Here is a 22519-nt window from a genome sequence, read left to right as displayed (position 1 = left end):
CCGAGACGAGGAAGTGCACACCGTGCCGCACATTGCCATTGACAACAAACTGCCGGGAATCACCGGGCTGCTGACGCTCCGTCCGGACACCGGTGCCCCGCTGTCCATGCTCGCCGACGCGCTGCTGCGCGCCCCGGCCCCGATGAGCCGGGGCGAGCGTGAGCTGGTCGCCGCCTACGTCTCCGACCTCAACGGCACCCGCTTCTGTGCGAACTCCCACAGCGCCTTCGCCGCGGCGCAGTTGGAGGGTGGCGAGGACCTCGTGAAGGCGGTCCTGACCGATCCCGCGTCCGCGCCGCTCACCGAGCGGATGCAGGCCCTGCTGCGCATCGCGGCGGAGGTCCAGGGCCAGGTCGGGCCGGTCTCCGCGGAGGCGGTGGCGGCGGCCCGGGCGGCCGGCGCCGGTGACACCGAGATCCACGACACCGTCCTGATCGCCGCCGCGTTCTGCATGTACAACCGCTACGTCGACGGCCTGGCCACCGACCTCCCCGAGGACCACCGCTTCTACTCCGAGGGGGCCAAGCGCATCGTCGACTCCGGCTACAGCCACGGGGCCTGAGCACCCGGGCCTCCGCCGGCCGGAGGACGCCGCCGGTGGCCGGGGCGCGACCGGCCGGCCACCGGTGAGGCGGCATGACCGTCTTACGGATCGCTGACGCCCCCGCGCCACGGCGGTCGAACGGGCGGGGCGGCCGGTAGCGTCGCCGGACATGAGGATTCTGGTCACCGGCGGCGCCGGGTTCATCGGTTCGGCGGTCGTACGCGCCCTGGTCGCAGCGGGCCACGAGGTCCTGGTACTGGACGCACTGCTGCCCGCGGTCCACCCGTCGGGGGTTGCTCCCGCGCTGCCGGACGGGGTCCGGTTCCGGCACGGCGACGTGCGGGACGCGGCGGCGGTGCAGCAGGCCCTGGCCGGGGTGGACGCGGTCTGCCACCAGGCGGCGATGGTCGGGCTCGGTCTCGACCTCGACGACGCGCCCGAGTACGCCGGCTGCAACGACCTCGGCACGGCGGTGCTGCTGTCCGCGATGGCGCGTACGGGGGTGCGGAGCCTGGTGCTGGCCGGGTCCATGGTGGTCTACGGGGAGGGCCGGTACGTGTGTGCCGAGCACGGGGGCGTGGCGCCCGGTCCGCGGCGCCCGGAGGACCTCGGCGCCGGACGGTTCGAACCGCCGTGCCCCATCTGCGGCGCCGCGCTGCGGCCCGGGATGGTCACGGAGGACGCGCCGGGCGACCCGCGCAACGTGTACGCCGCGACCAAGCTCGCCCAGGAGCACCTGTCCGCCGTCTGGGCCCGCGCCTGCGGCGGGTCCGTCCTGGCGCTGCGCTACCACAACGTCTACGGCCCGGGCATGCCGCGCGACACCCCGTACGCCGGGGTCGCCTCGCTGTTCCGCTCCGCGCTCGCCCGCGGCGCGGCCCCCCGGGTGTTCGAGGACGGCGGCCAGCGCCGGGACTTCGTCCACGTCGACGATGTCGCGGCGGCCAACCTCGCCGCACTGGAGGACGTCGCCGGCCGGCCGCCGGGCGGCGCCCGGGCGTACAACGTCGGCAGCGGCGAGGTGCACACGGTCGGCGAGATGGCCCGGGCGCTGGCCGACGCCTACGGCGGGCCGGAGCCGGTGGTGACCGGGCAGTACCGGCTCGGGGACGTCCGGCACATCACCGCCGACTCCTCCCGGCTGCGGGCCGAGCTCGGCTGGCGGGCCCGGGTGCCCTTCCGGGCGGGGATGGCCGAGTTCGCCGCGGCGCCCCTGCGGGTCTGACACGGCCTACGGTCCGACTACGCGGGCGCCGCCGGGAGCGCGATCTCGAAGCAGCAGCCCCCGGTGACGTTGTGCACCCGGGCCCGTCCGGCATGCGCCTCGACGATGCCGCGGACGATGGCCAGCCCGAGCCCGGCGCCGCTGTCCCCGCCCTCGCCGGGATCGCGCCGCGGCGTACGGGCGGTGCTGCCGCGCCAGCCGGTCTCGAACACCCGGGAGAGGTCCTGTTCCGGGATGCCTCCGCAGCCGTCGGTGACCGAGAGCACCACCTCGTCCACCTCACGGCGGGCGGACACGGCGACCACACCGTCCTCGGGCGTCGAGCGGATCGCGTTGACCAGCAGGTTGCCGAGCACCCGGGTGATCTCACGGCTGTCCACCTCGACCGGCTCGGCGGCGACCTGGCGGCCCTCCAGGCGGACGCCGCGCTGCCGGGCCAGCGGGTGCGCGCCGGCCAGTGCGTCGTCGACCAGGTCGTAGACGGACACCCGGGAGAGCGAGAGGGAGAGCGCGCCGGCCTGGATCCGGGAGAGCTCGAACAGGTCGTCGACCATCCCGGTGAGGCGCTCGACCTCGGCCCGGATCCGCCTGAGGTAGTGCTCCGGCCGCTCGGCCACGCCGTCCTCCAGCGCCTCGGCCATCGCGCGCAGCCCGGCCAGCGGGGTGCGCAGGTCGTGGGAGATCCAGGCGATCAGCTCACGCCGCGAGGCGTCCAGCGCCTGCGCCCGGGCCCGCGACTCGGCGAGCCGGGCGCTGGTGGCGGCGAGTTCCGCGCTGAGCTGGGCCAGTTCGAGCCCGAGCGGATGCTCCGGTGCGGTGAAGCCGGTGTCGCTTCCGACGGTCCGGGCCGCCGCGGTCAGGGCGCGGCTGCCGGCCACCACCTGGCGTCCGAGCAGGGCGGCCGTGAGCAGCGAGACCACGGAGGCCATCCCGAGCACGGTCATCACCACGCCGAGGTCGTGTCCGGAGAGGAACATCGCCTGGGCGACGGCGACCGTCCCGGAGGTGACGGCGAGGACGGTGACGGCGGCGACGCAGAACAGGGAGAGCGCCATCGAGCGGCGGCGCAGCAGGCGCACGGCCACCCAGCCGAGCAGGCCGGCGCCGGTGGCACCGAGCCCTGCGAACAGGGCGATCAGCAGCAGGTCCGTCACGCCGGGCCGTCCTTGTCGTCCGTGACCGGGTCGTAGCGGTAGCCGACGCCCCAGACCGTGGTGATCAGTGTCGGGGCGGCGGGGTCGTCCTCGATCTTCTCCCGCAGGCGGCGGACGTGGACGGTGACGGTGGACAGGTCGCCGAAGTCCCAGCCCCAGACCCGCTGCATCAGCTCCTGTCGGGCGAAGACCGTCCGGGGGTGCCGCAGGAGGAACGTCAGCAGGTCGAACTCCCTTAGCGTGAGGAGGAGTTCGCGCCCGCCGCGGTGGGCTCGGCGGGCCTGCGGGTCGAGCGTGATGTCCCCGGACTCCAGCGGCACGGAGGCCGGGACGGCGGGCGCCGCGGCGCGGGAGCGGCGCAGGACGGACTGGACGCGCAGGACGAGCTCCCTCGGGCTGAACGGCTTGGTGACGTAGTCGTCCGCGCCGAGCTCCAGACCGAGGATGCGGTCGGCCTCGTCCCCCTTGGCGGTGAGCATGACCACGGGCAGGTCGGCGCCGTCCTCGGTGGCCCGCAGCCTGCGCAGGATCTCCAGGCCGTCGATCCCGGGGAGCATGAGGTCCAGGACCAGGAGGTCGGGGCGGTGGGCGCGGGCCAGGTCGAGGCCCTGGTCGCCGTCGCAGGCCCGGTCGACGTGGTGGCCGGCCCGGGTGAGGTAGCCGGCGACGACCTCGCCCACGGTGAGGTCGTCGTCGATCACCAGGATGCGGGCCGGGTCCGGGGGTCCGGGGGTGGCGGGGCTGTCGTTCACCTCGCCGAGGATACGAGCCGCGGCCGTGCTCGGGGGCCGCGCCGTGGTCGACGTTCGCGTTCCGTAAGATCGCGGGCCGGCGCCGACGGGAGCCGGGCCGAGCGGAAGGCCACTCGACGAGGTGCGACCCGGCAGGCTTCGGCTCCCACGTGCGCCCGGGCCGGCGTAGGACTTTCGTAAGGGCGCGGTTCGGCCGCCGCGGGCCCGCCCGCACCTAGCGTGGCCGACGTGATCTCTCCGACTCCCCCGCGGCCGTGTGCCGATGTGATCCTGCCCTGCCTCGACGAGGCCGAGGCCCTGCCCTGGGTGCTCGGGCGCATCCCCCCGGGCTGGCGCGCGGTCGTCGTCGACAACGGCTCCCGTGACGGCTCCGCCGAGCTGGCCCGGTCGCTGGGCGCGACGGTCGTCGAGGAGCCGCGCCGCGGTTTCGGCTCCGCGTGCCACGCCGGGCTGCTCGCCGCCACCGCCGAGCTGGTCTGCTTCATGGACTGCGACGGCTCCCTGGATCCCGCCCAGCTGCCGCTCGTCGCCGCCCCGGTCGCCGCGGGCTCGGCGGACCTGGTGCTCGGCCGCCGCCGCCCCGCGACCGCCGGTGCCTGGCCGCTGCACGCCCGGCTGGCGAACACCGCCCTGGCCTACCGGCTGCGGGCGAGGACGGGGGCGCCGCTGCACGATCTCGGGCCGATGCGGGCCGCGCGCCGCGAGCGGCTGCTGGCGCTGGGTCTGGGCGACCGCCGCTCCGGCTACCCCCTGGAGATGGTGCTCGCCGCGTCGGCGGCCGGGATGCGGATCACCGAGACGCCCGTCGACTACCTGCCGCGTGCGGGCCGCTCCAAGGTCACCGGCACGGTGCGCGGCACCCGGCAGGCCGTCCGCGACATGCGGGCCGTACTGGCCGCGCCGGCGCCGACCCTGCTGGTGATCGCCAAGTCGCCCGTCCCCGGCCGGGTGAAGACCCGCCTCACCCCGCCCTGTACGCCCGAGCAGGCGGCGGCGCTGGCCGAGGCCGCCCTCGCCGACACCCTCGCCACCCTCGACCTGGTCCCGGCCGGACGGCGGCTGCTCGTCCTGGAGGGCGAGGCCGGCGCCTGGCTCCCGCCGGGCTGGCAGGTCGTGCCGCAGTCCGGCGGCGGCCTGGACGAACGGCTGGCGGCCGCCTTCGCGCACGCGGCCGGGATCGCCCCGCGGGCGCCCGCGCTGCTGGTCGGCATGGACACTCCGCAGCTGGGCGCCGCCCTCCTCGCGGAGCCGCTGTCCCCCGCCCGGCGTACGGGCGTCGACGCCTGGTACGGCCCGGCCGAGGACGGCGGGTTCTGGGCGCTCGGGCTGGCCCGGCCCGATGCGGGGCTGGCCCGGCGGCTGCTCGTGGGGCTGCCGATGTCCACGCCGGACACCGGGCGGGCCCTGCTCGACCGGCTGGCGGCGGAGCGCCTGACCGTCCACCACCTCCCGGTGGCCACCGACGTGGACACCATCCGGGACGCCCGTCACGTCGCCGCCCAGGCTCCGGACGGCAGGTTCGCGGCCTGCCTCCAGTCGGTCGAGGGCGCCCTGGAGGTGGCGGAGTGAGCGTCGCGACCGAGGCCTGGGTGGACGACCCGTTCGCCGAGGCCGTCCGCGCCGGGCGGGGCCCGCTGTGGCTGCGCCGCGAGGACGGCCGCCGGATCCCGCTCGACGTCGAGCGCTGGTGCGCGCCCGCCGCCGGCGCGGATCACGAGCTGCTGCGGCGCTGCACCCGGCTGACCGCGCCGGTGGTGGACCTCGGCTGCGGCCCCGGCCGACTGGTCGCGGCCCTGCTGGGCCTGGGCGTGCCGGCGCTCGGCGTCGACATCACCCGGGCGGCGGTGGCCCGGACCCGCGGCCTCGGCGGGCCGGCCCTGTGCCGCTCGGTGTTCGACCGGCTGCCCGCGGAGGGGCGCTGGGGCGGCGCGCTGCTGGCCGACGGCAACCTCGGAATCGGCGGCGACCCGGGGCTGCTGCTCGGCCGAAGTGCCGAACTCCTCGCTCCGGGCGGCGTGTTGCTGGTCGAGGTGGAGCCTCGGGAGGTCGACGAACGGATCACCGTCCGGGTCGAGGGGCGGCACGGACGGCTCGGACCGCCGTTCGCCTGGGCCCGCTGCGGCGCGGCGGCCACCGCCCGACGGGCCGAGCGCGCCGGGCTCGTCGAGACCGAGCGCTGGTCCTCCCACGGCCGCCACTTCCTCTCCTTCCGGAGGACGGCCCCCGCCCGCTGATCCCTCCGGAGGGCGGCCCGCCGCCCGCTACTCCTCCGCCGCCGCGGGCTTCCCGTCCGGCCACTGCGGGTGCTCGCGCGCCGCCCAGCGGCGGTCGACCAGCCCCGTCCGCATCCCCCGCCGGGCCTCGGGATCGCGCACGGCCATCCGGATGTGCCCGGCGGTCACCACGGCGATCGCGACCGCGAGCCAGTCGTGGACGAAGGTCGCACCCGTCCGCCAGACCGTCGGCGCGAGGTGGGTGAGCCACATCAGCAGGCCGGTGCCGAGGATCACCAGCATCGCGCCGAGCGTCCACTGCGCGTAGAGCTTCTGCCCGGCGTTGAACTTCCCCGCCGGGCGGTGCGCGGCCCGCGCCCACGCCGCCCGCAGCCACGCCCGGTCCACGGGGTGGAACCGGCTCAGCCGCGACACGTCCGCGCGCACCGCCCGGAAGGCCAGCCCGAGCAGCAGCGGTACCGGCAGCGCCAGGCCGCACCACACGTGCACGGTGACGACGAGCCTGCGGCGCCCGACCAGTTCGGCCAGCGGCGCCAGGTAGAGGCAGGCGGCGGTGGCCAGGCAGGTCAGCATCAGGGCGGCGGTGGCCCGGTGCACCCAGCGCTCGGCGCGGGTGAAGCGGAGCAGCAGCTCAGGCGGTCGGTGCATCGTCACGTCCGTTCGAGCGGCCGACCCAGGCGTCGACGTCGTAGCCGTTCCGCTCCCAGTAGCCCGGCTCCACCGTGGCGGTGACGGTGATCCCGGACAGCCATTTGGCCGACTTGTAGAAGTACATCGGTGCCACGTACAGGCGCACCGGGCCACCGTGCGAGTGCGAGATCGGGGCGTCCTGGAGCCTGAGCGCGACCACCACGTCCTCGCGCCGGGCCTGCTCCAGGCTGAGGCTCTCGGTGTACTCGCCGTCGAAGCAGCTGAACCGCACCGCTGCGGCGCCCGCCGTGACGCCGGCGGCGTCGAGCAGGTGGGCCAGCGGCACGCCCTCGAACGGGGTGGCCGGCACCCGCCAGCCGGTCACGCACTGGACGTCCCGCACGATCCGGCGCTGCGGCATCGCCTGGAGGTCGGCGAGCCGGAAGGTGCCGGGGCGTTCCACCAACCCGTCCACCGTCAGGGTGTAGTCGTCCGGGCCCCTGGTCGGCACCGAGGAGGCCACCGAGTAGTAGCGGAAGCCGCCGCCCGGCAGCAGGCCGGCGAGGCCCGTCGGGTCCTTGCCGGCCAGGGTGTCCTGAGCCCGCTGGAGGTACGGGCCGACCGCGACCCCCGCCGCGCCGAGCCCGAGCAGCCCCAGCACCACCCGCCGGCCCACGGGTGTCCCCCGGCCCTCGTCGATCCGTTCGACCTGTTCGATCCGTTCGGTCTGTTCACTCACGCCGCCGATTCGACCAGCCGGACGGCGCCACGGCCAGGGTCTGCGCCGACCCGTCAGAATTCCGTCACTTCTCGGCCCCCACCGCCACCACCACCCGTCCCGTGCGGCGCTTCCGCAGCAGCGGGACGAGGAGGACCACGCACAGGGCCGTGCCGTAGGCGAGCTGCTGCGCCGCCTGGCCTCCGGTCGTCAGGTAGAGCGCCTGCCCCGCGGCCGGGACGGCCAGCCACTCCCAGCGCCCGTCGAGTGCGACCAGCGCGACCAGCAGCAGCCCGTACCACGGGTAGGCGGGCGCGACCAGCAGCAGCGCCGTTCCCGTCACCAGCAGCGCGCCCGCCCAGGGCCGGTGCCGGTCGCCCCGGCGCAGCACCCGGACCAGCACGGCAGCGAGGACCAGCCCCGCCGCCCACGGTGCGAGGCGGTCGGACAGCACCAGCCGCAGCAGCCCGAACCGGTCGATGTGCCCCTGCTGGTAGCCCTCCTCCCGCAGGTAGCCCGGCAGGTAGCCCAGCACCGAGGTGCCCGAGCCCAGGACGTACGGGAGGTAGGACAGCGCGAAGGCGCCCAGCGCGGATCCGACGAGCAGGACGTCGCCGCGGGTCGGGCGCCGGGCCGCCAGGCCCGACAGCGCACCGGGCAGGGCGAGCGCCGGCAGCAGCTTGGCCGCCACCGCGCCGCCCAGGAGGAGTCCCCCGCGCACGGCCCGCCCCCGCGCCGCGCAACCGAGCCCGGCGACCGTCAACAGGGCGCCGAGGGTGTCCACGTGCGCGTCGTTGACGGCCCACACCGTCACGCCCGGGAACCACCCCCACAGCGCGGCCCGCCACGGCTGCCGTCCCACCCCGAGCAGGAGGGCTGTGGTCGCCACCGCCAGCAGCGCCCCCGCGGCCTGCACCCCGCGGACCCCGCCGCCGAACGGGTGCACCGCGAGGTACCACGCCTGCGCCACCGGCGGGTAGATGGTGTGCACGGCCGGCCGGTTGATCCGGGTGCAGTCGCCGGCCGCGGTGCGCCGCTCGTCCCAGCCCGTGCAGCCGTCGCCCACCGGGAAGAGCCCCGGATCGCGCAGCCGGGCCAGCGCCGGATCGTCCGGGGTGTGGGCGTAGGGCGAGATCCCGGCCGCCTGGACCCGGCCGTCCCAGACGTAGCGGTAGGCGTCGTCGCTGCTGCGCGGCGGGGCGAGCAGCCCGACGGCGGCCACCGCGACACCGCCGGCCAGGACCAGCGGCACGGCCTGCCGGCCGGGCACCCTGCGCAGCAGCGCCACCGCGACGGCGAACAGGGCGACGTCGAGGAGGTACCAGCCGGGCAGCGGGAGGGCGCCGTCGCGGGCGACGGTCAGCGCCAGGGCGGTGACCAGGGCGGCCAGGGCGGCCAGGGCGAGCAGACAGGGCGGGACGGTACGGGAGGTCACGTCGCCCACCCTCCCACCGGCCCGCCTCCCCGACCCCGGCGGCGAGCCCGCCGTTCGGATTCCGTAAGCACGCCGGAACACCGCTCGGACGCCCCGGGGCGCTTCGATGGGCGGGTGGAATCCGACCCCGCCGACTCCGGCACCCCGACCGCCCGCCGCCGCTACGACCCGCCGCTGCCCGCTCCCCCGGCCTTCCTGCGGCGCGGGCCGTTCCGCGAGGGTGCGTTCACCTCGCCGCTGCACGAGCCGCGGACCGTGGTCGTGCTCGGCCGCTGGCTGGGCGCGGCCGTCGTGGTCTGCTTCCTGACCGGCCTGACCAGTCATCTGCTCCAGGACCCGCCCGGCTGGCTCGCCCCGCACCTGCCCGCACGCCCGGTGAACGGCTACCGGTTCACCCAGGGCCTGCACGTGATCGCCGGTCTGGCGGCGATCCCGCTGACCGGCGCGAAGCTGTGGGCGGTCTACCCGCGGCTGTTCGAGTGGCCGCCGGCGCGCAGCGTGCTGCACGCCCTGGAGCGGCTGGCCATCGCCCTGCTCGTGGCGGCCGTCCTGCTGGAGCTGTTCACCGGCCTGCTGAACACCCTGCAGTGGTACCCGTGGCCGTTCCCGTTCCGGCAGACCCACTTCTGGCTGGGCTGGCTGGCGACCGGCGCCCTGCTGGTGCACCTGGCCGTCAAGGCGCCGCTCGTCGCCGCGTACTGGTGGCGCCGGGCCGCTCCCGCCCTGGCCCAGCGCCGCGCGTTCCTCCTGGCCACCACCGCCGCCGCCGGCGCCGTCACCCTCGTCACCGCCGGACAGTCCGTCCCCTGGCTGCGCCCCCTGGACCTGCTGGCCCCGCGCCGCCCCGACCTCGGCCCCCAGGGCCTGCCGGTGAACCGCACCGCCGCCCAGGCCGGGACGGTCACCGTGCCGGCCGACTGGCGGCTCCGGGTGGACGGCCCGCGGCCGTACCAGCTCACCCTCGCCGAACTCGGCGAACTGCCCCAGCACGAAGTGGAGTTGCCCATCTCCTGTGTGGAGGGCTGGAGCGCCGGCGCCCGGTGGACCGGGGTCCGGGTGGCCGAGCTGGTGCGACGCGCCGGTGCCCCGCCCGGATCGGCGGTGCGGGTCACCTCCCTGGAGGCCGAGGGACCGTACCGGGTGACGGAGATGCCCGCGCCGTACGTCGACGACCCGCTCAGCCTGCTCGCCCTGCGGGTCAACGGCGAGGTCCTGGCCGCGGACCACGGGTTCCCGGCCCGCGTCATCGCGCCCAACCGGCCCGGTGTCCTGCAGACCAAGTGGGTCGAGCACATCGAGGTGCTCGGATGACCGCCGCGGTCCGCGCGCTGCTGCTGGCCGCCGGCCTCGCCCTGGTCGGCTACGGCCTGTACGGGCTGCTCGGCGACCCGTACGTCACCGACCCGCTGGACGTCCTGGTCTGGGCGGTCGGGGGGCTGGTGCTCCACGACGGGCTGTGGGTGGCGCTGGTGTGCCTGCTGGGCGCGTTCCTGGTGCGCGGGCCGGTGCTGCGCGGCTGGTTGGTCGTCGCGGCGGCCGTCACCGCCGTCGGGCTGCCGGCCGTCCTGCGCGCCGGTGACGACCACGGCAACCCGTCGGTGCTGCCGCTGCCCTATCTGCGCAACTGGCTGCTGGTGCTGGCCGCCACCGCCGGCCTCGCGCTGCTGGTCGCGCTCGCCGGTCGGTGGCGGCGCCGGGCCCGGACCGTCAGGCGCCCGGCACCCCCGGGAGACCGGTCGTGAGGCCGTCCAGGGTGTGCGGGCAGGGGCACTCGCGCACCGCCGGCAACTGCTCCAGCGCCTTGAACAGCACGGTGCGCAGCCGGTCGACGTTGCGGGCGAACTCCTTCAGCACCTCGCCGTGGGTGATGCCCCCGCCGCTCTCCACTCCGGCGTCGAGATCGGTGACCAGCGCCAACGGGGCGTAGCAGAGCCCGAGTTCACGGGCGAGGACGGCCTCCGGGTGGCCCGTCATGCCGACCACCGACCAGCCGTTGGCGGTGAACCAGCGGGATTCGGCCCGGGTGGAGAAGCGCGGGCCCTCGATCACCACCAGCGTGCCGCCGTCGACCGGCTCCCAGGCGGCCTCCCGGGCGGCCCCCATCGCCGCCTGCCGCGCCGCCGGGCAATACGGGTCGGCCATCGACACGTGCACCACCTCCGGCACCGTGCCGTCCGGCAGTGGCAGGCCGTCGTAGAAGGTCTGCGGGCGCCCGGAGGTCCGGTCCACGAACTGGTCGGGGACGAGCAGCGTGCCCGGCCCGTACTCGGGGCGCAGCCCGCCCACCGCACAGGGCGCCAGCACCTGCCGCACCCCCAGGGTGTGCAGCGCCCACAGGTTGGCCCGGTAGTTGATCCGGTGCGGCGGCAGGCCGTGGCCGCGCCCGTGCCGGGGCAGGAAGGCCACCCGCCGTCCGGCCACCTCCCCCAGGAACAGCGCGTCGCTGGGCGGCCCGTACGGGGTGTCCACCCGTACCTCGGTCACCTCGTCCAGCAGCTCGTAGAGCCCGGAGCCGCCGATCACGCCCACCTCGGCGCTCGGCAGGACGTCCTGGTCGACCGTCATCGCGGTCCGCCTCTCTTCTCGGGAACAACCTCCCGGTCACTGTAGGAACGGACCGCGCCCGAAGCCGGGACACCGGGCCTTACGAATCGCGAACGTCCGTCCCCCTCCGCCCGCCGGGAGACCTCCCCCATGGCCGGATCCGAGAGCGGGCCCGCACCGTCAGGTCGGCTCCGGGAGCGGTTGCTCGGCCCAGATCGTCTTGCCCTCGCGGAGGTAACGGGTCCCCCACTGGGCGCTGAGCTGCATCACGATGAACAGGCCGCGGCCGCCCTCGTCGGTGTTGCGGGCCTGCCGCAGGTGCGGGGCGGTCTGGGTCTGGTCGGACACCTCGCAGATCAGGGTGCGGTCCCGGATCAGGCGCAGCTGGACGGCGCCCCTGCCGTAGCGGATCGCGTTGGTGACGAGTTCGCTGACGATGACCTGGGTGCTGTACACCAGGTCGTCCAACCCCCAGGCGAGGAGCTGGCGTTGGGCCGCGTTGCGGGCCTGGGAGACGACCGCGAGGTCGTCGGGGAAGGTCCAGGCGGCGACGTTCTCCTCGGCCAGGTGGTGGGTGCGGGCGAGCAGCAGCACGGCGTCGTCGTCGGGCCGCTGCGGCACCAGGCCGTACACCGCCGAGTCGCAGAGCTCCTGGAGGCTGCGACCGGGCTGCCGGGTGAGGACCTCGCGCAGGTCCGCCAGCGAGGCGTCGCTGTCGCGGCCCCGGTCCGAGACCAGGCCGTTGGTGTAGAGGGCGATGACGCTGCCCTCCTCCAGTTCCACGGTGGCGCTGTCGAAGCCCGCGCCGCCGACCCCCAGGTGGGGCCCGGCGGGCACCTCGAAGGGGACGACCCGGCCGGCCGGGTCGAGCACCAGGGGCGGGGGGTGGCCGGCCCGGGCGGCGGTGCACAGGTGGGAGACCGGGTCGTAGGTGAGGACGAGGCAGGAGGCGATCAGCTCGGAGTCCGGGTCGCCGCCGCCGGGCACCAGGGCGCCGTCCTGCGCGAGCCGGACGGTGGTGGTGTCCAGGCGTTCCAGCAGTTCGTCGGGCGGCAGGTCGAGCGCGGCCAGGGTGCGGACGGCGGTGCGCAGCTGGCCCATGGTGGCCGCGGCCTCGACGCCGCGTCCGGCGAGGTCGCCGACGACCAGCGCGACCCTGGCGCCGGAGAGCTGGATGATGTCGTACCAGTCGCTGCCCGCGCCTCCCGCCATGTAGAGGTGCGCGGCGTCCACCGCGGAGACCGACGGCGCGCGCCGGGGCAGCAGGTAGCGCTGCAGGGCGGTGGCGACGGTGCGTTCGCGCGCGTAGCTGCGGGCCTTGTCCAGGCTGAGGGCGGCCCGGGCGGTGAGCTCCCGGGCGAGTTCCAGGTCGTCCTCGTCGAAGGGCTCGGACCGTTCGTAGCGGTAGTAGGCCGCCAGGCCGAGGACGGTGTCGTGGACGGCGAACGGGACGGCCATCATCGAGTGCACGCCGGCGGTCCGCCAGAGTTCGGTGACGGCCGGGTCGGCCTCCAGCCACCGCTCGCCGTAGTCCAGGCGGCTGACCAGGCGCGGCCGGACGTCGGCGAGGCTCTGGGTGAACGGGGTCGGGAACGGGAAGGTGCTGAGGCCGCCGATCCGTACCGCGACCTCGCCGCCGTGGCGGGTGCGGTAGGCGGCCCGGCGCAGCGGGTGGTCGGGGGCGACCGGGCCCCTGTGGGCGGGGCCGGCCCGCCAGGCCTCGTCGAGGACGTCGACGGTGGTCGCGTCCGCGAAGCGCGGCACGGTGACGTCGGCGAGCTCCTGGGCGGTGGTGGCGATGTCCAGGGTGGAGCCGATGCGCTGGTGGGCCTCGTGCAGGACGGCGAGGCGTTCGGCGGCGGCCTCCCGGGCGGTGACGTCCTCGACCGCGACCGCCACGCCGAGCGGTACGCGGGACCCGTCGGCGATGCCGTCCTCCAGGCGGTAGAGGGTCAGCGAGAGCACCTGGGCGCGGTCGGGGGCGGCCGCGGGGTGGCCGTGCAGCAGCCGGCCCGTCAGGTGGACGCCGGTGGCGAGCACCTCGCCGGCCAGTCCGGTCAGCTCGGCGGCGGGGAATCCGGGGACGAGGTCGGTGAACCGCCGGCCGATGGCCTCCTCGCCGGGCAGGCAGCCCACGGCGCGGGCGGCGCGGTTGAGGTGCACCAGCCGCAGCTCGCGGTCGAGGACGTACCAGCAGCGCGGCGCGCCGCCGAACAGCGCCGCCAGGAGGGCGGTCTCCCCTTCGTCCCGCTCCGAGTCCCGCACCGTGAACCTCCGGGCAGCCGTACCTGATCCGTCGTGATCCCTCCCCCCACCATGGCAGAGCGGGGGGACGGCCGCCCGGTACGAATCCCTGGTGCACCGCCGCCTCCCGGGCCCCGGGGTCGGTCTTCGGACCTCGGGCACGCACCGCGCGGGCGGGCGGTGCGTCCCGGCGACGGAGGGCCGCTGGTGGCGACCCCGCGAACATGATGGTGATGGGCGCGGGCGGCTACCGGTTCGGGGACTACTGGCGGTACGGGCTGCCGGTGCTGGGCTGGCTCCTGGTCGTCACGCTGACGGTGGTGCCGCTGGTCTGGCGGTTCTGAGGGGCCCGCCTCCGCAACGCCGGCCCGGGCCGGGCGTCCCTCAGCGCGCTGCGGGCCCGTCGCCGTACACCTCCAGCTCCTGGATCCGGGCCGGCTCCGGGGCGCCGCCGGCCGGGGCGTCGGCGGTCGCGTCGACCCGCAGCCGTACGTACCGGGCCGGGCGGGGCGCGACGGCGTGCTCGGTCCGGCTGGCCCGGGAGCCGGTGGCGGCGACGGCCGCGGTCCACTCGACGCCGTCGGTGCTGGTGTCGATCCGGTAGGCGGCGGTGTTGCGGCCGGTGCTCTCGCCGCCGAGGCCGGCGTGGGCGAGCACGAAGGCGGAGACGGTCCGGACGGCGCCGAGGTCGGCCCGCAGCCGGGGGTCCGGCTCCGCCGAGCACCAGCCGGCGGCGCTGCCGAGCGCACCGTCGAAGGCGCGCTCGGCGGCGCCGCCGTCGGGGCAGGGCGCGGAGCCGGTGGCCGCGGCGCCGAGCGCGAGGTCCGGGCCCCGCTCGGGCGCGGTGGGGGCGGCCGCGCCGTCGGGGAAGGAGGGCGGCACGTCGTCGGCGCCGGTGCCCCAGCGGGCGCCGGGTGCGCCGCCCATCGTGTACTCCAGCGCCGCCCCGCCCGCGAGGTCCGGGTAGCGCAGGTAGCTGTGGGTGGTGGCCGCGCCGTCGACCGACAGCCCCTGGACGTAGCGGCCGGTGCCGGTGGCGCTGATGGCGATGTCGCCGCCCGGGCGCCTGATCGACACCGCCGGGAAGAGCGGTCCGTGCAGGGCGAGGGTGTCGGCGCCCGGCGTGACCGGGTACATCCCGAGCGCCGCCCAGACGTACCAGGCCGAGGTGGCGCCGAGGTCGTCGTTGCCCGGCAGGCCGCCCGGGCCGGTGCCGAAGGACTCGGCCGCCACCCGGCGGACGGCGTCCGCGGCCCCGGCCGGGTGGCGCGCGAAGTTGTACGCCCAGGGCACGCCGTGCTCCGGCTCGTTGCCGATGTAGTAGTAGGGCCGGCTCTGGCCGGCGTTCAGCTCGCCGAAGTGGTGGTCCAACCGCTGCACGGCGGTGTGCCGGCCGCCCATCGCGTCGATCAGGCCGGCGTAGTCGTACGGGACCGTCCAGGTGTACTGCGCCGCGTTGCCCTCGGTGAAGCCCCGGCCGCTCGCCGGGTCCAGCGGCCAGGCCCAGACGCCGGACTCGTCCCGGGGCTCCACGTAGCCGGCGTCCCGGCCGTAGGTGTTGCGCCACCAGCCGGCCCGGGCCAGGTGGGTGCGGTACGAGGCCTCGTCCCCCAGGGCCCGGGCGAACCACGCCACCGCGAAGTCGGAGGCGGAGTACTCCAACGAGTCGGAGGGATCCCCGGCGATGTACCCGAGCCGGGTGTAGGCGGACTGCCGGCCGCGGACCGGTCCGCCCTGGCTGGTGCCCCCGGCCGAGGACCTCTCCATCAGGGCGAGCGCGGCCGCGGTGTCGAAGTCCCTCGCCCCGAAGGCGTACAGGCCGGCGACCACGATCGGGCCGGGGTCGCCGTTCATCACGAAGTCCTCGGCGGTCTGCTGCGACCACTTGGGCAGCAGTCCGCCCTGCTGCCCGTCCAGCACCATCGACCGGGCGATGTCGCTCGCCTCGGCCGGGGCTAGCAGGGCGACCAGGGCGGCCCAGGAACGGTAGATGTCCCAGCCGGAGTAGTTCTGGTAGACCGGGTGGTCGGCGTGGTGCACGGCCCCGTCGAAGCCCCGGTAGTCACCGCCGACGTCACTGGACACGTTCGGGCTCTGGAACACGTGGTAGAGCGCCGTGTAGAACTTCCGCAGCTCGCTCTCCCCGCCACCGGCCACCGCCACCCGGCCGAGCGCCTCGTTCCAGGCGGTGTCCGCGGCCCTGGCGACGGCGTCGAAGTCCCAGCCCGGGTTCTCGGCGTCGAGGTTGCGCCGGGCCCCCTCGGCGCTGACGTAGCTGAGCCCGACCTTGAACCGGACGCTGCGCCCGCCGGTCGTGTCGAAGGTGAGGTACCCGCCGGCGCCGGTACCCGAGGCGGTCGCCGAACCGGGTGACAGCGCCGCCCCCGACCAGGTGCCGAAGCCGGTCGGCTCGCGGTCGAAGCGCAGGTCGAACCAGATCCGGTAGGTCTTCGAGGAGCCGCAGAAGCCGCCGGCGGTGACGCTGCCGGTCACCTCGGGGCCGTCGATCCGCAGGCTGCCGGGCCGGTCGCCGGTCGCGCTGCGGCCGGTGCCGATCAGCAGCCGGGCGGTGTCCGTGGCGGGGTAGGTGAGCCGGCCCATGCCGGTGCGGGTGGTGGCGGTCAGTTCGACGTCGGTGGCGTACCGGTCGAGCCTGGTCCGGTACCGGCCGGGGGCGGCGGACTCCTCGGCCTTGCTGTGGCCGGAGGCGTAGTCCGTCCAGGCGATGCCCGGGGAGGTGGTGAGGTCGCCGGTCACCGGGAGCAGCGGGAGGTCCTCGTTGTTGGGGCAGCCGGCGCCGTCGAAGTGGGTCAGGCTGAAGGACTCCACCGAGCTGTCGGACCACCGGTAGCCGGACGGCGAGGCGGTGGGGGTGTCCGGGCTGAACTGCACCCCGCCGAAGGGGACGACCGCGCCCGGGTAGGTGCTACCGCCGGCCCCGCCCGGCACCGGGTCGGGGGCGGTGCTGTCGTCGGTGCCGACGAACGGGTCGACGTACCGGGTGGGCGGGGCGGCGGCCGCGTGCGCGGGGCCCCCGGCGGCGTCGGCCAGGCCTGCGGCGGCCAGCAGCGCGGCGCCGACCGCGCAGGCGATTCTTGAGCGGAACAGGGTTGGCCGCCATGAGGTGATGGTCCGTCACATCGGCCGCGGGGGCGGCCTCGTGGCGCGCGGCAGGTCGCGCGTGGCGCGTACGCAGAGTACCGGCGCGGACGCGGTCGACCGGAGGGGCGCGCCGACGACGCGAGCCGGGTGAGGCGGACGGCGGAACGGGCGGGTGGCGCGGGGGCAGCCTCAGGGGGCCCCGCCGGGACCGGCGCCGTCCGCGCCGAAGTGCTCCCAGGGCGCACCCGGCGGTGCGGGGAGGGCCGCGCCCGTCAACGCCACCCGGCGGCCCCCGGCGGCCAGCCGGGCCAGGGTGGCGGTGATCATCGCCTGGGCGGCGGCGTCCAACCCGGTGACCCGGCCGAGGTCGAGCAGCACCGGGCCGGTGGTCGCCGTCTCCAGCTCGAACAGCACCCGCTCGGCGGCGGTGAGGCGAGCGCCCGGTTGCGGTCGTCGGTCGCGGCCTCCGAGGCGTACACGGCCTCGTCCACGTCCAGGCGCCGCCCCGCGAAGGCGCTCAGGCCGGCGAGGATCCGCTCGAACCGCTCCGCCGGGCCCGCCCCCGGCACCAGGGCGGTGGTCGCGATCGCACCGGCGTTGATCATCGCGTTGGACGGGCGGCCGGTGCCCTCCTCCAGGCTGATCGCGTTGAAGGCCTCCCCGCTGGGCTCGGCGCCGACCCAGCGGCCGACCTCGTCCAGGCCCAGCTCCGCCAGCGCGGGGGCGTAGACGAAGGGCTTGGACACCGACTGCAGGGTGAACGGCTCCCCCGCGTCGCCGGCCTGGTAGCGGTGGCCGTCCATGCTGACCAGCGCCAGCCCGAAGCCCTCGCGCCGGGCCCGGGCGAGCTCGGGGATGTAGGCCGCCGGCTCGCCCTCGTCCAGGGCGCCCAGCCGCCGGTGGATGTCGGCCAGGGCCTCGGTGACCGCGTCGGTCATCGCCGTCTCCTTCCGTCCGCGGGGCGGGGCAGCCGGGCCGGGGCCGCCCGGGGAACACGGCGGGAGCGGGCCACCAGGAATACAGGAATCAGGACTCAGGACAAAGCTATAGCGGATCCGGCGCGGGCGGCGCGCAGCCGGTGCTCCGACGCGCCGTCAGAAGCGCCAACGCCCAGGCGGGAGCGGGGTTCCCGGGCCCGCCGCACGGGTACACCGACGATGACCAGCGCGCCTGGTGCACGGCCCGTCCGGCCGCGCCCGCCCATCCTCAGGACGTTCCGAGGGGGCCGATCATGCCCGAGCAACCGGTCTTCGTCACCAACTACCAGTCCCAGGACGGGGCGACCGTACGGCGCCTGCGCCTGGGCGTCGGCGCCATGGGCTTCCTGCTGCCGATCGTCCTGCCCGTCGGCAACAGCCTCACCTCCGCCCGGATCACGCTGCTCGCCTCGATGAGCGCGTCGTACTACACCCCCATGCGCAACGTCTTCGTGGGGGGCCTCTGTGCCATCGGGGTCTTCCTGATCTGCTACCGCCACGACCGGCGGGAGGACCGGCTGAGTTCGGTGGCCGGCGTCCTCGCCATCCTGGTGGCGCTCTTCCCCACCGAGCCCCCGGCCTCGGTCACCGCGCACCCGACCACCGCGCAGACCGTCGTCGGGACTCTCCATCTCTGCTTCGCCGCAGGCCTGTTCGGGGTCCTCGCGTACTTCTGCCTCCGGCTGTTCGCGGACTCCCGGACTTCGGACGGGCACCGGCCGGCCGCCGACTGGGCGTACCTGGTCTGCGGGTGGGTCATCGTGGCCTGCGTCGTCGTGGTCGCGGTCGGCGCCCTGCTCCACCTCACCTGGGACTCGCCGTTGACCCTGATGTACGTCGGCGAGTCGGTGTCCGTGTTCGCGTTCGGTGTGGCGTGGCTGGTGAAGAGCGAGGCCGTCGCGGCCGGCCTCACGCCCAGGCGCGGGCCAGGGCCCGCTCCGGCCGTCGAGCTCTGACCCTCCGCCCTGTCGTCCCCGTCCCGCCTCCGGTACTGGTGGGGCGCGGACGGCGGGGCGGAGGCGGCGGCATACCATCGGCGGGTGTCGGAGCGTACTGATCTCTCGTCATCGACGGCCCGGTCCGGCCCGGTGGCCCCAGCGTCCTCGTCGCGCCTGCGGCTGCGGCTGCGGCGCCTGCTGCGCAACCCGGGCACCTGGTACGTGGCCGCGCTCGCCGTGATGTGGCCGGTCCTGCGGCTGCTGCCGCCCGAGCGGGTGCTGGCGCTGCGGGAGTGGGCGTCGACCAACCTCGACAACCTGCGCCCCTGGCCGTCCGGTCACCCGGTCGAGGCGCTGACGGTGTCCGTGTTCGTGCCGCAGAGCACCCTGTGGGTGTGGCCGGTCTTCGCGCTGTCCGTGGTCGCGGTGGTGTCGGTGCTCGGCGCGCGCCGCGGGGTGGCGGCGCTGGCCCTGGCGCATGTGGCCGCGACCGCGCTGACGGAGGCCCTGGTGTGGTGGCGCATCGAGCACGGCTCGCTACCGGCCGCCGAGGCGCACGTGCTGGACACCGGCCCGTCCTACGTCGTGGTGGCCGCGCTGACGGTGGCGATCGGGCGGGCCCGGCCGGTCTGGTCGCGGGCGGTGTGGCTGGTGGTGCTGGCGGTGGCCGCCCCCGATCTGCTGTCCGGGATCGGGGACGGCGAGGTGTCCGCCGTCGGCCATGTGCTCGCCTTCGTCGCGGGCCTGGCCATCGCCGTCGCCCACCGGTTCGGCCTGCCGCCGGTGGCCCGCCGGCCCGCCCGCCCCGCGCCGACCAAGCCCTGATCACGGCATCGACCAAGCCCTCGGACCCGCGTCGGCCCCGGTCCTGGTCACGGCGTCGGCGCCGCGCCTCCCGGGGCCGCGCCCGCCGCCCCCGGCACGGGGACGCAACGCTTCGTGGTCACCATCGCGGCGGTGTTAGAAAGGACGCATGGTCGAACACGCCGACCGATCCCGGACCGTAGCGAAGCCGTCGCCGATCGCGAAGAGCCGTCTCACCAGAAGCCCTCGGAGCGTTGCCGGCCAGGTGTTCGTGTTGCAGGTCGCGGTCGTGGTGCTGCTCGTCCTCGGCGCGATCCTGGCGCTGGTCCTGGAGTCGCGCCACTCCAGCGAGAGCGAGGCCCGGACCAGGTCGGTCGCCGCCGCGGTGGCGTTCGCGCACGCCCCCGGGCTGCCCGAGGTGCTGAAGTCGCCCGATCCGACGGCCGTGCTCCAGCCGCTGACGGAGGACGCGCGACAACAGGCCGGCGTCGACTTCATCGTGGTCATGAACACCCAGGGGATCCGGTACACCCACCCCCTGCCGGACCGGATCGGCCAACCGTTCGTCGGGACGATCGGCCCCTCGCTGGCCGGCCACATCCTCACCGAGAGCGTGCACGGTCCGCTCGGCCGGGAGGTCCAGGCGGTCGTCCCCGTCACCGCCCCCGACGGATCGGTCGTGGGCCTGGTGTCGGCCGGGCTCAAGGTGAAGAACGTCGCCACCGCCGGCGACCGCCAGCTGCCCGTCATCCTGGGGACCGGCGCCGCCGCGCTCGCGGTGGCCACCGGCGGGACGGCCCTGGTCTTCCGGCGGCTGAAGCGCCAGACCCGGGGCCTCGGGCCGACCGAGATGACCCGCGTGTACGAGCACCACGACGCCGTCCTGCACGCGGTGCGGGAGGGCGTGGTCATCGTCGCGCCGGACGGTCGGCTGCTCCTCGCCAACGACGAGGCGAAGGAGCTGTTGAGGCTGCCGCCCGACGCGGACGGCCGGCACCTGAGCGAACTGCCGGACCTCGATCCCGACACCGCGGAGCTCCTGCTGTCGGGGAGGACGGCCACGGACGAGGTGCACCGGTCGGGCGGGCGGCTGCTCGCGGTGAACCAGCGGCCGACGGACCGGCACGGCCGCGCGATGGGAACGGTCGCCACGATCCGCGACTCCACCGAGCTGCAGGCGCTGGCCGGCCGGGCCGAGGTGGCCGGCAACCGCCTCGCACTGCTCTACGAGGCCGGCATCGGCATCGGCACGACGCTCGACGTCATGCGCACGGCCGAGGAGCTGGCCCGGATCGCCGTCCCCGCCTTCGCGGACTTCGTCACCGTCGACCTCGCCGACCCCGTCCTCCAGGGCGACGAGCCCACCGGCACCGGCGACCTTCGCCGCGCGGCCGTCCACGGCATCCGCGACGACCACCCCTTCTACCCGCGCGGCAGGCTGATCGCCTTCATCCCCTCCACCCCCCAGGCCCGGGGCTTCGACAGCGGCCGGTCGCAGGTGGTCCCCGACCTGTCCGTCGCCCACGGCTGGCAGGCCCAGGACCCGGAGCGGACCAGGGAGATCGTCGATTTCGGTGTCCACTCGCTGATCACCACGCCCCTGAAGGCGCGCGGCATCATCCTGGGCATCGCCAACTTCTGGCGGTCGCAGAAGCCCGAGCCGTTCGACGACGAGGACCGGTCGCTGGCCGAGGAGCTGGTCGCCCGGGCCGCGGTCAGCATCGACAACGCCCGCCGCTACACCCGCGAGCACACCACCGCCGTGACGCTGCAGCGCAGCCTGCTGCCGCGTGCCCTGCCCGAGCAGAGCGCCCTCACCGTCGCGTACCGCTACCTGCCCGCACAGTCCGGAGTGAGCGGCGACTGGTTCGACGTGATCCCGCTGTCCGGCAGCCGGGTCGCCCTGGTCGTGGGCGACGTCGTCGGCCACGGGCTGCACGCCGCCGCCACCATGGGCCGACTGCGCACCGCCGTGCACAACTTCTCCGCCCTCGACCTCGCACCGGACGAACTGCTCGGCTACCTGGACGAGTTGGTGAACCGCATCGACCTGGAGGAGGTCGACGGCGGCCCCGGCCCCGGCGCCGGGGTCACCGGAGCCACCTGCCTCTACGCGATCTACGACCCGGTCTCCCGGCTCTGCACCATCGCACGGGCGGGACACCCCCCGCCCGCCCTGGTCGGACCCGACGGCACCGTCGCGTTCCCCGAACTGCCGATCGGCCCGCCGCTGGGAACGGGCGGGATGCCGTACGAGACGGCGCAGGTGCAGCTCGCCGAGGGGACCCAGATCGTCCTCTACACCGACGGACTGGTCGAGGAGCGCACCCGGGACTTCGACGTCGGCATGGAACTCCTGCGGGAGGTGCTCGCGCGCCGCGAGCGGCAGCCCGAGGAGCACTGCCGGGCCGTGCTCGACGCCCTGCTGCCGGCCCGTCCCCAGGACGACGTGGCGCTGCTGATCGCCAAGACCCGGGTGCTCGGTGCCGAGCACGTCGCCGAACGCACCGTCCAGCCCGATCCGGCCTGTGTGGCCGAGGTGCGCGAGTGGAGCCAGGCGACGCTGGACGGGTGGGGCCTGTCGGATCTGTCCTTCGGCACGGAACTGGTGATCAGCGAACTGGTCACCAACGCCATCCGCTACGGCTCCCCGCCGGTGCGGGTGCGGCTGCTGCGCGACCGCAGCCTGATCTGCGAGGTGGCCGACGGCAGCAGCACCTCCCCGCACCTGAAGTACGCGGCGACGACCGACGAGGGCGGCCGCGGACTGTTCCTGGTGGCGCAGCTGACCGAACGCTGGGGCACCCGGTATACCGGCCAGGGCAAGGTCATCTGGGCGGAACAGCCGCTCCCCGCCGACCAGGGGTCCGACCACGGAGCCACCGGCTCTCCCGACTGAGCCCCTCCCTTCCCCGCACCGCCCGTTCCGGGGGGCCTCCACGGGCGCTGGAGGTCACGGAGAGTGCCGACATGGAGGCGGTGGGTGGGGGTTGTGGTGCGGGCCACCCGGGAGCGGGTGGCCGTGAGGCGGCTGCGGCACGCGCGGCAGGGGGGCCGTCACGCGCTGTCGACGATGTGCGCGGCCTCACAGCACTCCCGCTGTGGCCCGGGCCACTTTCCCAGCCGGTTCGATCTTGAAAAAGCGGACATTTGGCTTCAAATCATGCCATTTACTTGATCCATACCACCGGTAACAGCACCCTGACGTGCCTAAACCT

General features: G+C 75.5%; 18 protein-coding genes and 2 pseudogenes. 10 read left to right on the top strand and 10 right to left on the bottom strand.

The annotated features are described in order from the left end of the window. Positions 1-22 precede the first annotated feature (22 nt). Both ACGFZP_RS14880 and ACGFZP_RS14875 read left to right on the top strand, forming a co-directional pair. Positions 23-562: a carboxymuconolactone decarboxylase family protein gene (locus tag ACGFZP_RS14880; protein ID WP_392932297.1), complete on the top strand. Its 540-nt coding sequence runs from the start codon at positions 23-25 to the stop codon at positions 560-562. A 151-nt stretch (positions 563-713) separates the two neighbouring features. Then, on the top strand, positions 714-1769 hold the full coding sequence (locus tag ACGFZP_RS14875; protein WP_392932295.1) for an NAD-dependent epimerase/dehydratase family protein: 1056 nt from the start codon (positions 714-716) through the stop codon (positions 1767-1769). A 17-nt stretch (positions 1770-1786) separates the two neighbouring features. Here the strand turns inward: ACGFZP_RS14875 and ACGFZP_RS14870 are convergent, their stop codons facing one another. Together ACGFZP_RS14870 and ACGFZP_RS14865 are read right to left on the bottom strand one after the other, a co-directional pair. Beyond that, the gene (locus tag ACGFZP_RS14870) at positions 1787-2923 is read right to left on the bottom strand and encodes a sensor histidine kinase (RefSeq protein ID WP_392932293.1); all 1137 of its coding nucleotides are present in this window, start codon (positions 2921-2923) and stop codon (positions 1787-1789) included. Further along, positions 2920-3675, bottom strand: a complete 756-nt coding sequence (locus ACGFZP_RS14865) for a response regulator transcription factor (protein WP_392932291.1) — start codon at positions 3673-3675, stop codon at positions 2920-2922. Before ACGFZP_RS14865 ends, ACGFZP_RS14870 begins: the two co-directional genes overlap by 4 nt. A gap of 219 nt (positions 3676-3894) precedes the next feature. On the opposite strand from ACGFZP_RS14865, the pseudogene ACGFZP_RS14860 reads away from it, so the two are divergent. The 3 genes and pseudogenes from ACGFZP_RS14860 to ACGFZP_RS14850 form a co-directional block, all read left to right on the top strand. Then, positions 3895-4620: pseudogene (locus tag ACGFZP_RS14860) on the top strand (glycosyltransferase family 2 protein); the annotation flags it as partial. Then, the gene (locus ACGFZP_RS14855; protein ID WP_392933454.1) at positions 4594-5244 is read left to right on the top strand and encodes a DUF2064 domain-containing protein; all 651 of its coding nucleotides are present in this window, start codon (positions 4594-4596) and stop codon (positions 5242-5244) included. The pseudogene ACGFZP_RS14860 and the gene ACGFZP_RS14855, both read left to right, overlap by 27 nt. Continuing rightward, entirely contained in the window at positions 5241-5909 is a 669-nt protein-coding gene (locus tag ACGFZP_RS14850; protein WP_392932289.1) for an SAM-dependent methyltransferase, read from the top strand. The genes ACGFZP_RS14855 and ACGFZP_RS14850 overlap by 4 nt, the downstream gene beginning before the upstream one ends. 27 nt (positions 5910-5936) lie before the next feature. Here ACGFZP_RS14850 and ACGFZP_RS14845 read toward each other — a convergent pair whose 3' ends face one another. The 3 genes from ACGFZP_RS14845 to ACGFZP_RS14835 form a co-directional block, all read right to left on the bottom strand. After that, positions 5937-6557, bottom strand: coding sequence for a cytochrome b/b6 domain-containing protein (locus tag ACGFZP_RS14845; RefSeq protein WP_392932287.1), 621 nt, complete (start codon positions 6555-6557; stop codon positions 5937-5939). Continuing rightward, on the bottom strand, positions 6541-7278 hold the full coding sequence (locus ACGFZP_RS14840) for a molybdopterin-dependent oxidoreductase (protein ID WP_392932285.1): 738 nt from the start codon (positions 7276-7278) through the stop codon (positions 6541-6543). The genes ACGFZP_RS14845 and ACGFZP_RS14840 overlap by 17 nt, the downstream gene beginning before the upstream one ends. A 64-nt stretch (positions 7279-7342) precedes the next feature. Beyond that, complete coding sequence (locus ACGFZP_RS14835; protein WP_392932283.1) at positions 7343-8692, bottom strand: glycosyltransferase 87 family protein; 1350 nt, start codon at positions 8690-8692, stop codon at positions 7343-7345. Between the two features lie 174 nt (positions 8693-8866). On the opposite strand from ACGFZP_RS14835, the gene ACGFZP_RS14830 reads away from it, so the two are divergent. Beyond that, entirely contained in the window at positions 8867-10003 is a 1137-nt protein-coding gene (locus tag ACGFZP_RS14830; RefSeq protein WP_392933451.1) for a molybdopterin-dependent oxidoreductase, read from the top strand. Beyond that, the gene (locus ACGFZP_RS14825) at positions 10000-10434 is read left to right on the top strand and encodes a hypothetical protein (RefSeq protein ID WP_392932281.1); all 435 of its coding nucleotides are present in this window, start codon (positions 10000-10002) and stop codon (positions 10432-10434) included. Before ACGFZP_RS14830 ends, ACGFZP_RS14825 begins: the two co-directional genes overlap by 4 nt. Here the strand turns inward: ACGFZP_RS14825 and ACGFZP_RS14820 are convergent. The 5 genes and pseudogenes from ACGFZP_RS14820 to ACGFZP_RS14800 all read right to left on the bottom strand — a co-directional run. After that, positions 10400-11257 (bottom strand): S-methyl-5'-thioadenosine phosphorylase, encoded by an 858-nt coding sequence (locus ACGFZP_RS14820; protein ID WP_392932279.1) that lies wholly within the window; start codon positions 11255-11257, stop codon positions 10400-10402. The genes ACGFZP_RS14825 and ACGFZP_RS14820 overlap by 35 nt on opposite strands. Before the next feature lie 159 nt (positions 11258-11416). Further along, entirely contained in the window at positions 11417-13501 is a 2085-nt protein-coding gene (locus tag ACGFZP_RS14815; RefSeq protein ID WP_392932277.1) for a SpoIIE family protein phosphatase, read from the bottom strand. Between the two features lie 363 nt (positions 13502-13864). Beyond that, the gene (locus tag ACGFZP_RS14810; RefSeq protein WP_392933448.1) at positions 13865-16531 is read right to left on the bottom strand and encodes a GH92 family glycosyl hydrolase; all 2667 of its coding nucleotides are present in this window, start codon (positions 16529-16531) and stop codon (positions 13865-13867) included. 240 nt (positions 16532-16771) lie between these two features. Next, positions 16772-16960, bottom strand: a complete 189-nt coding sequence (locus ACGFZP_RS14805) for a hypothetical protein (protein ID WP_392932275.1) — start codon at positions 16958-16960, stop codon at positions 16772-16774. Between the two features lie 53 nt (positions 16961-17013). After that, positions 17014-17520: pseudogene (locus tag ACGFZP_RS14800) on the bottom strand (glutaminase); the annotation flags it as partial. A 293-nt stretch (positions 17521-17813) separates the two neighbouring features. Between ACGFZP_RS14800 and ACGFZP_RS14795 the strand changes: the two are divergent. The 3 genes from ACGFZP_RS14795 (at position 17814) to ACGFZP_RS14785 (ending at position 22200) form a co-directional block, all read left to right on the top strand. Continuing rightward, positions 17814-18515, top strand: coding sequence for a DUF998 domain-containing protein (locus ACGFZP_RS14795; protein ID WP_392932273.1), 702 nt, complete (start codon positions 17814-17816; stop codon positions 18513-18515). A gap of 84 nt (positions 18516-18599) precedes the next feature. Next, positions 18600-19322 carry a rhomboid-like protein gene (locus ACGFZP_RS14790; protein WP_392932271.1) on the top strand — a complete coding sequence of 241 codons (723 nt, stop codon included), beginning with the start codon at positions 18600-18602 and terminating at the stop codon, positions 19320-19322. 148 nt (positions 19323-19470) lie between these two features. Next, the gene (locus ACGFZP_RS14785) at positions 19471-22200 is read left to right on the top strand and encodes a SpoIIE family protein phosphatase (RefSeq protein WP_392932269.1); all 2730 of its coding nucleotides are present in this window, start codon (positions 19471-19473) and stop codon (positions 22198-22200) included. The last annotated feature ends 319 nt before the right edge of the window (positions 22201-22519 follow it).

Origin of the sequence: Kitasatospora sp. NPDC048239 (assembly GCF_043202015.1) — a bacterium.
Lineage (GTDB): Bacteria > Actinomycetota > Actinomycetes > Streptomycetales > Streptomycetaceae > Kitasatospora.
Note: the sequence above shows the minus strand (reverse complement) of the source record. Positions and strands in the feature narration are given on the sequence as shown.

Excerpts from the sequence above, each read along its gene's own strand:
- ACGFZP_RS14845 (WP_392932287.1), bottom strand. The coding sequence starts at position 6,557 with ATGCACCGACCGCCTGAGCTGCTGCTCCGCTTCACCCGCGCCGAGCGC.
- ACGFZP_RS14820 (WP_392932279.1), bottom strand. The coding sequence starts at position 11,257 with ATGACGGTCGACCAGGACGTCCTGCCGAGCGCCGAGGTGGGCGTGATC.
- ACGFZP_RS14785 (WP_392932269.1), top strand. The coding sequence starts at position 19,471 with ATGGTCGAACACGCCGACCGATCCCGGACCGTAGCGAAGCCGTCGCCG.
- ACGFZP_RS14825 (WP_392932281.1), top strand. The coding sequence starts at position 10,000 with ATGACCGCCGCGGTCCGCGCGCTGCTGCTGGCCGCCGGCCTCGCCCTG.
- ACGFZP_RS14875 (WP_392932295.1), top strand. The coding sequence starts at position 714 with ATGAGGATTCTGGTCACCGGCGGCGCCGGGTTCATCGGTTCGGCGGTC.
- ACGFZP_RS14795 (WP_392932273.1), top strand. The coding sequence starts at position 17,814 with ATGCCCGAGCAACCGGTCTTCGTCACCAACTACCAGTCCCAGGACGGG.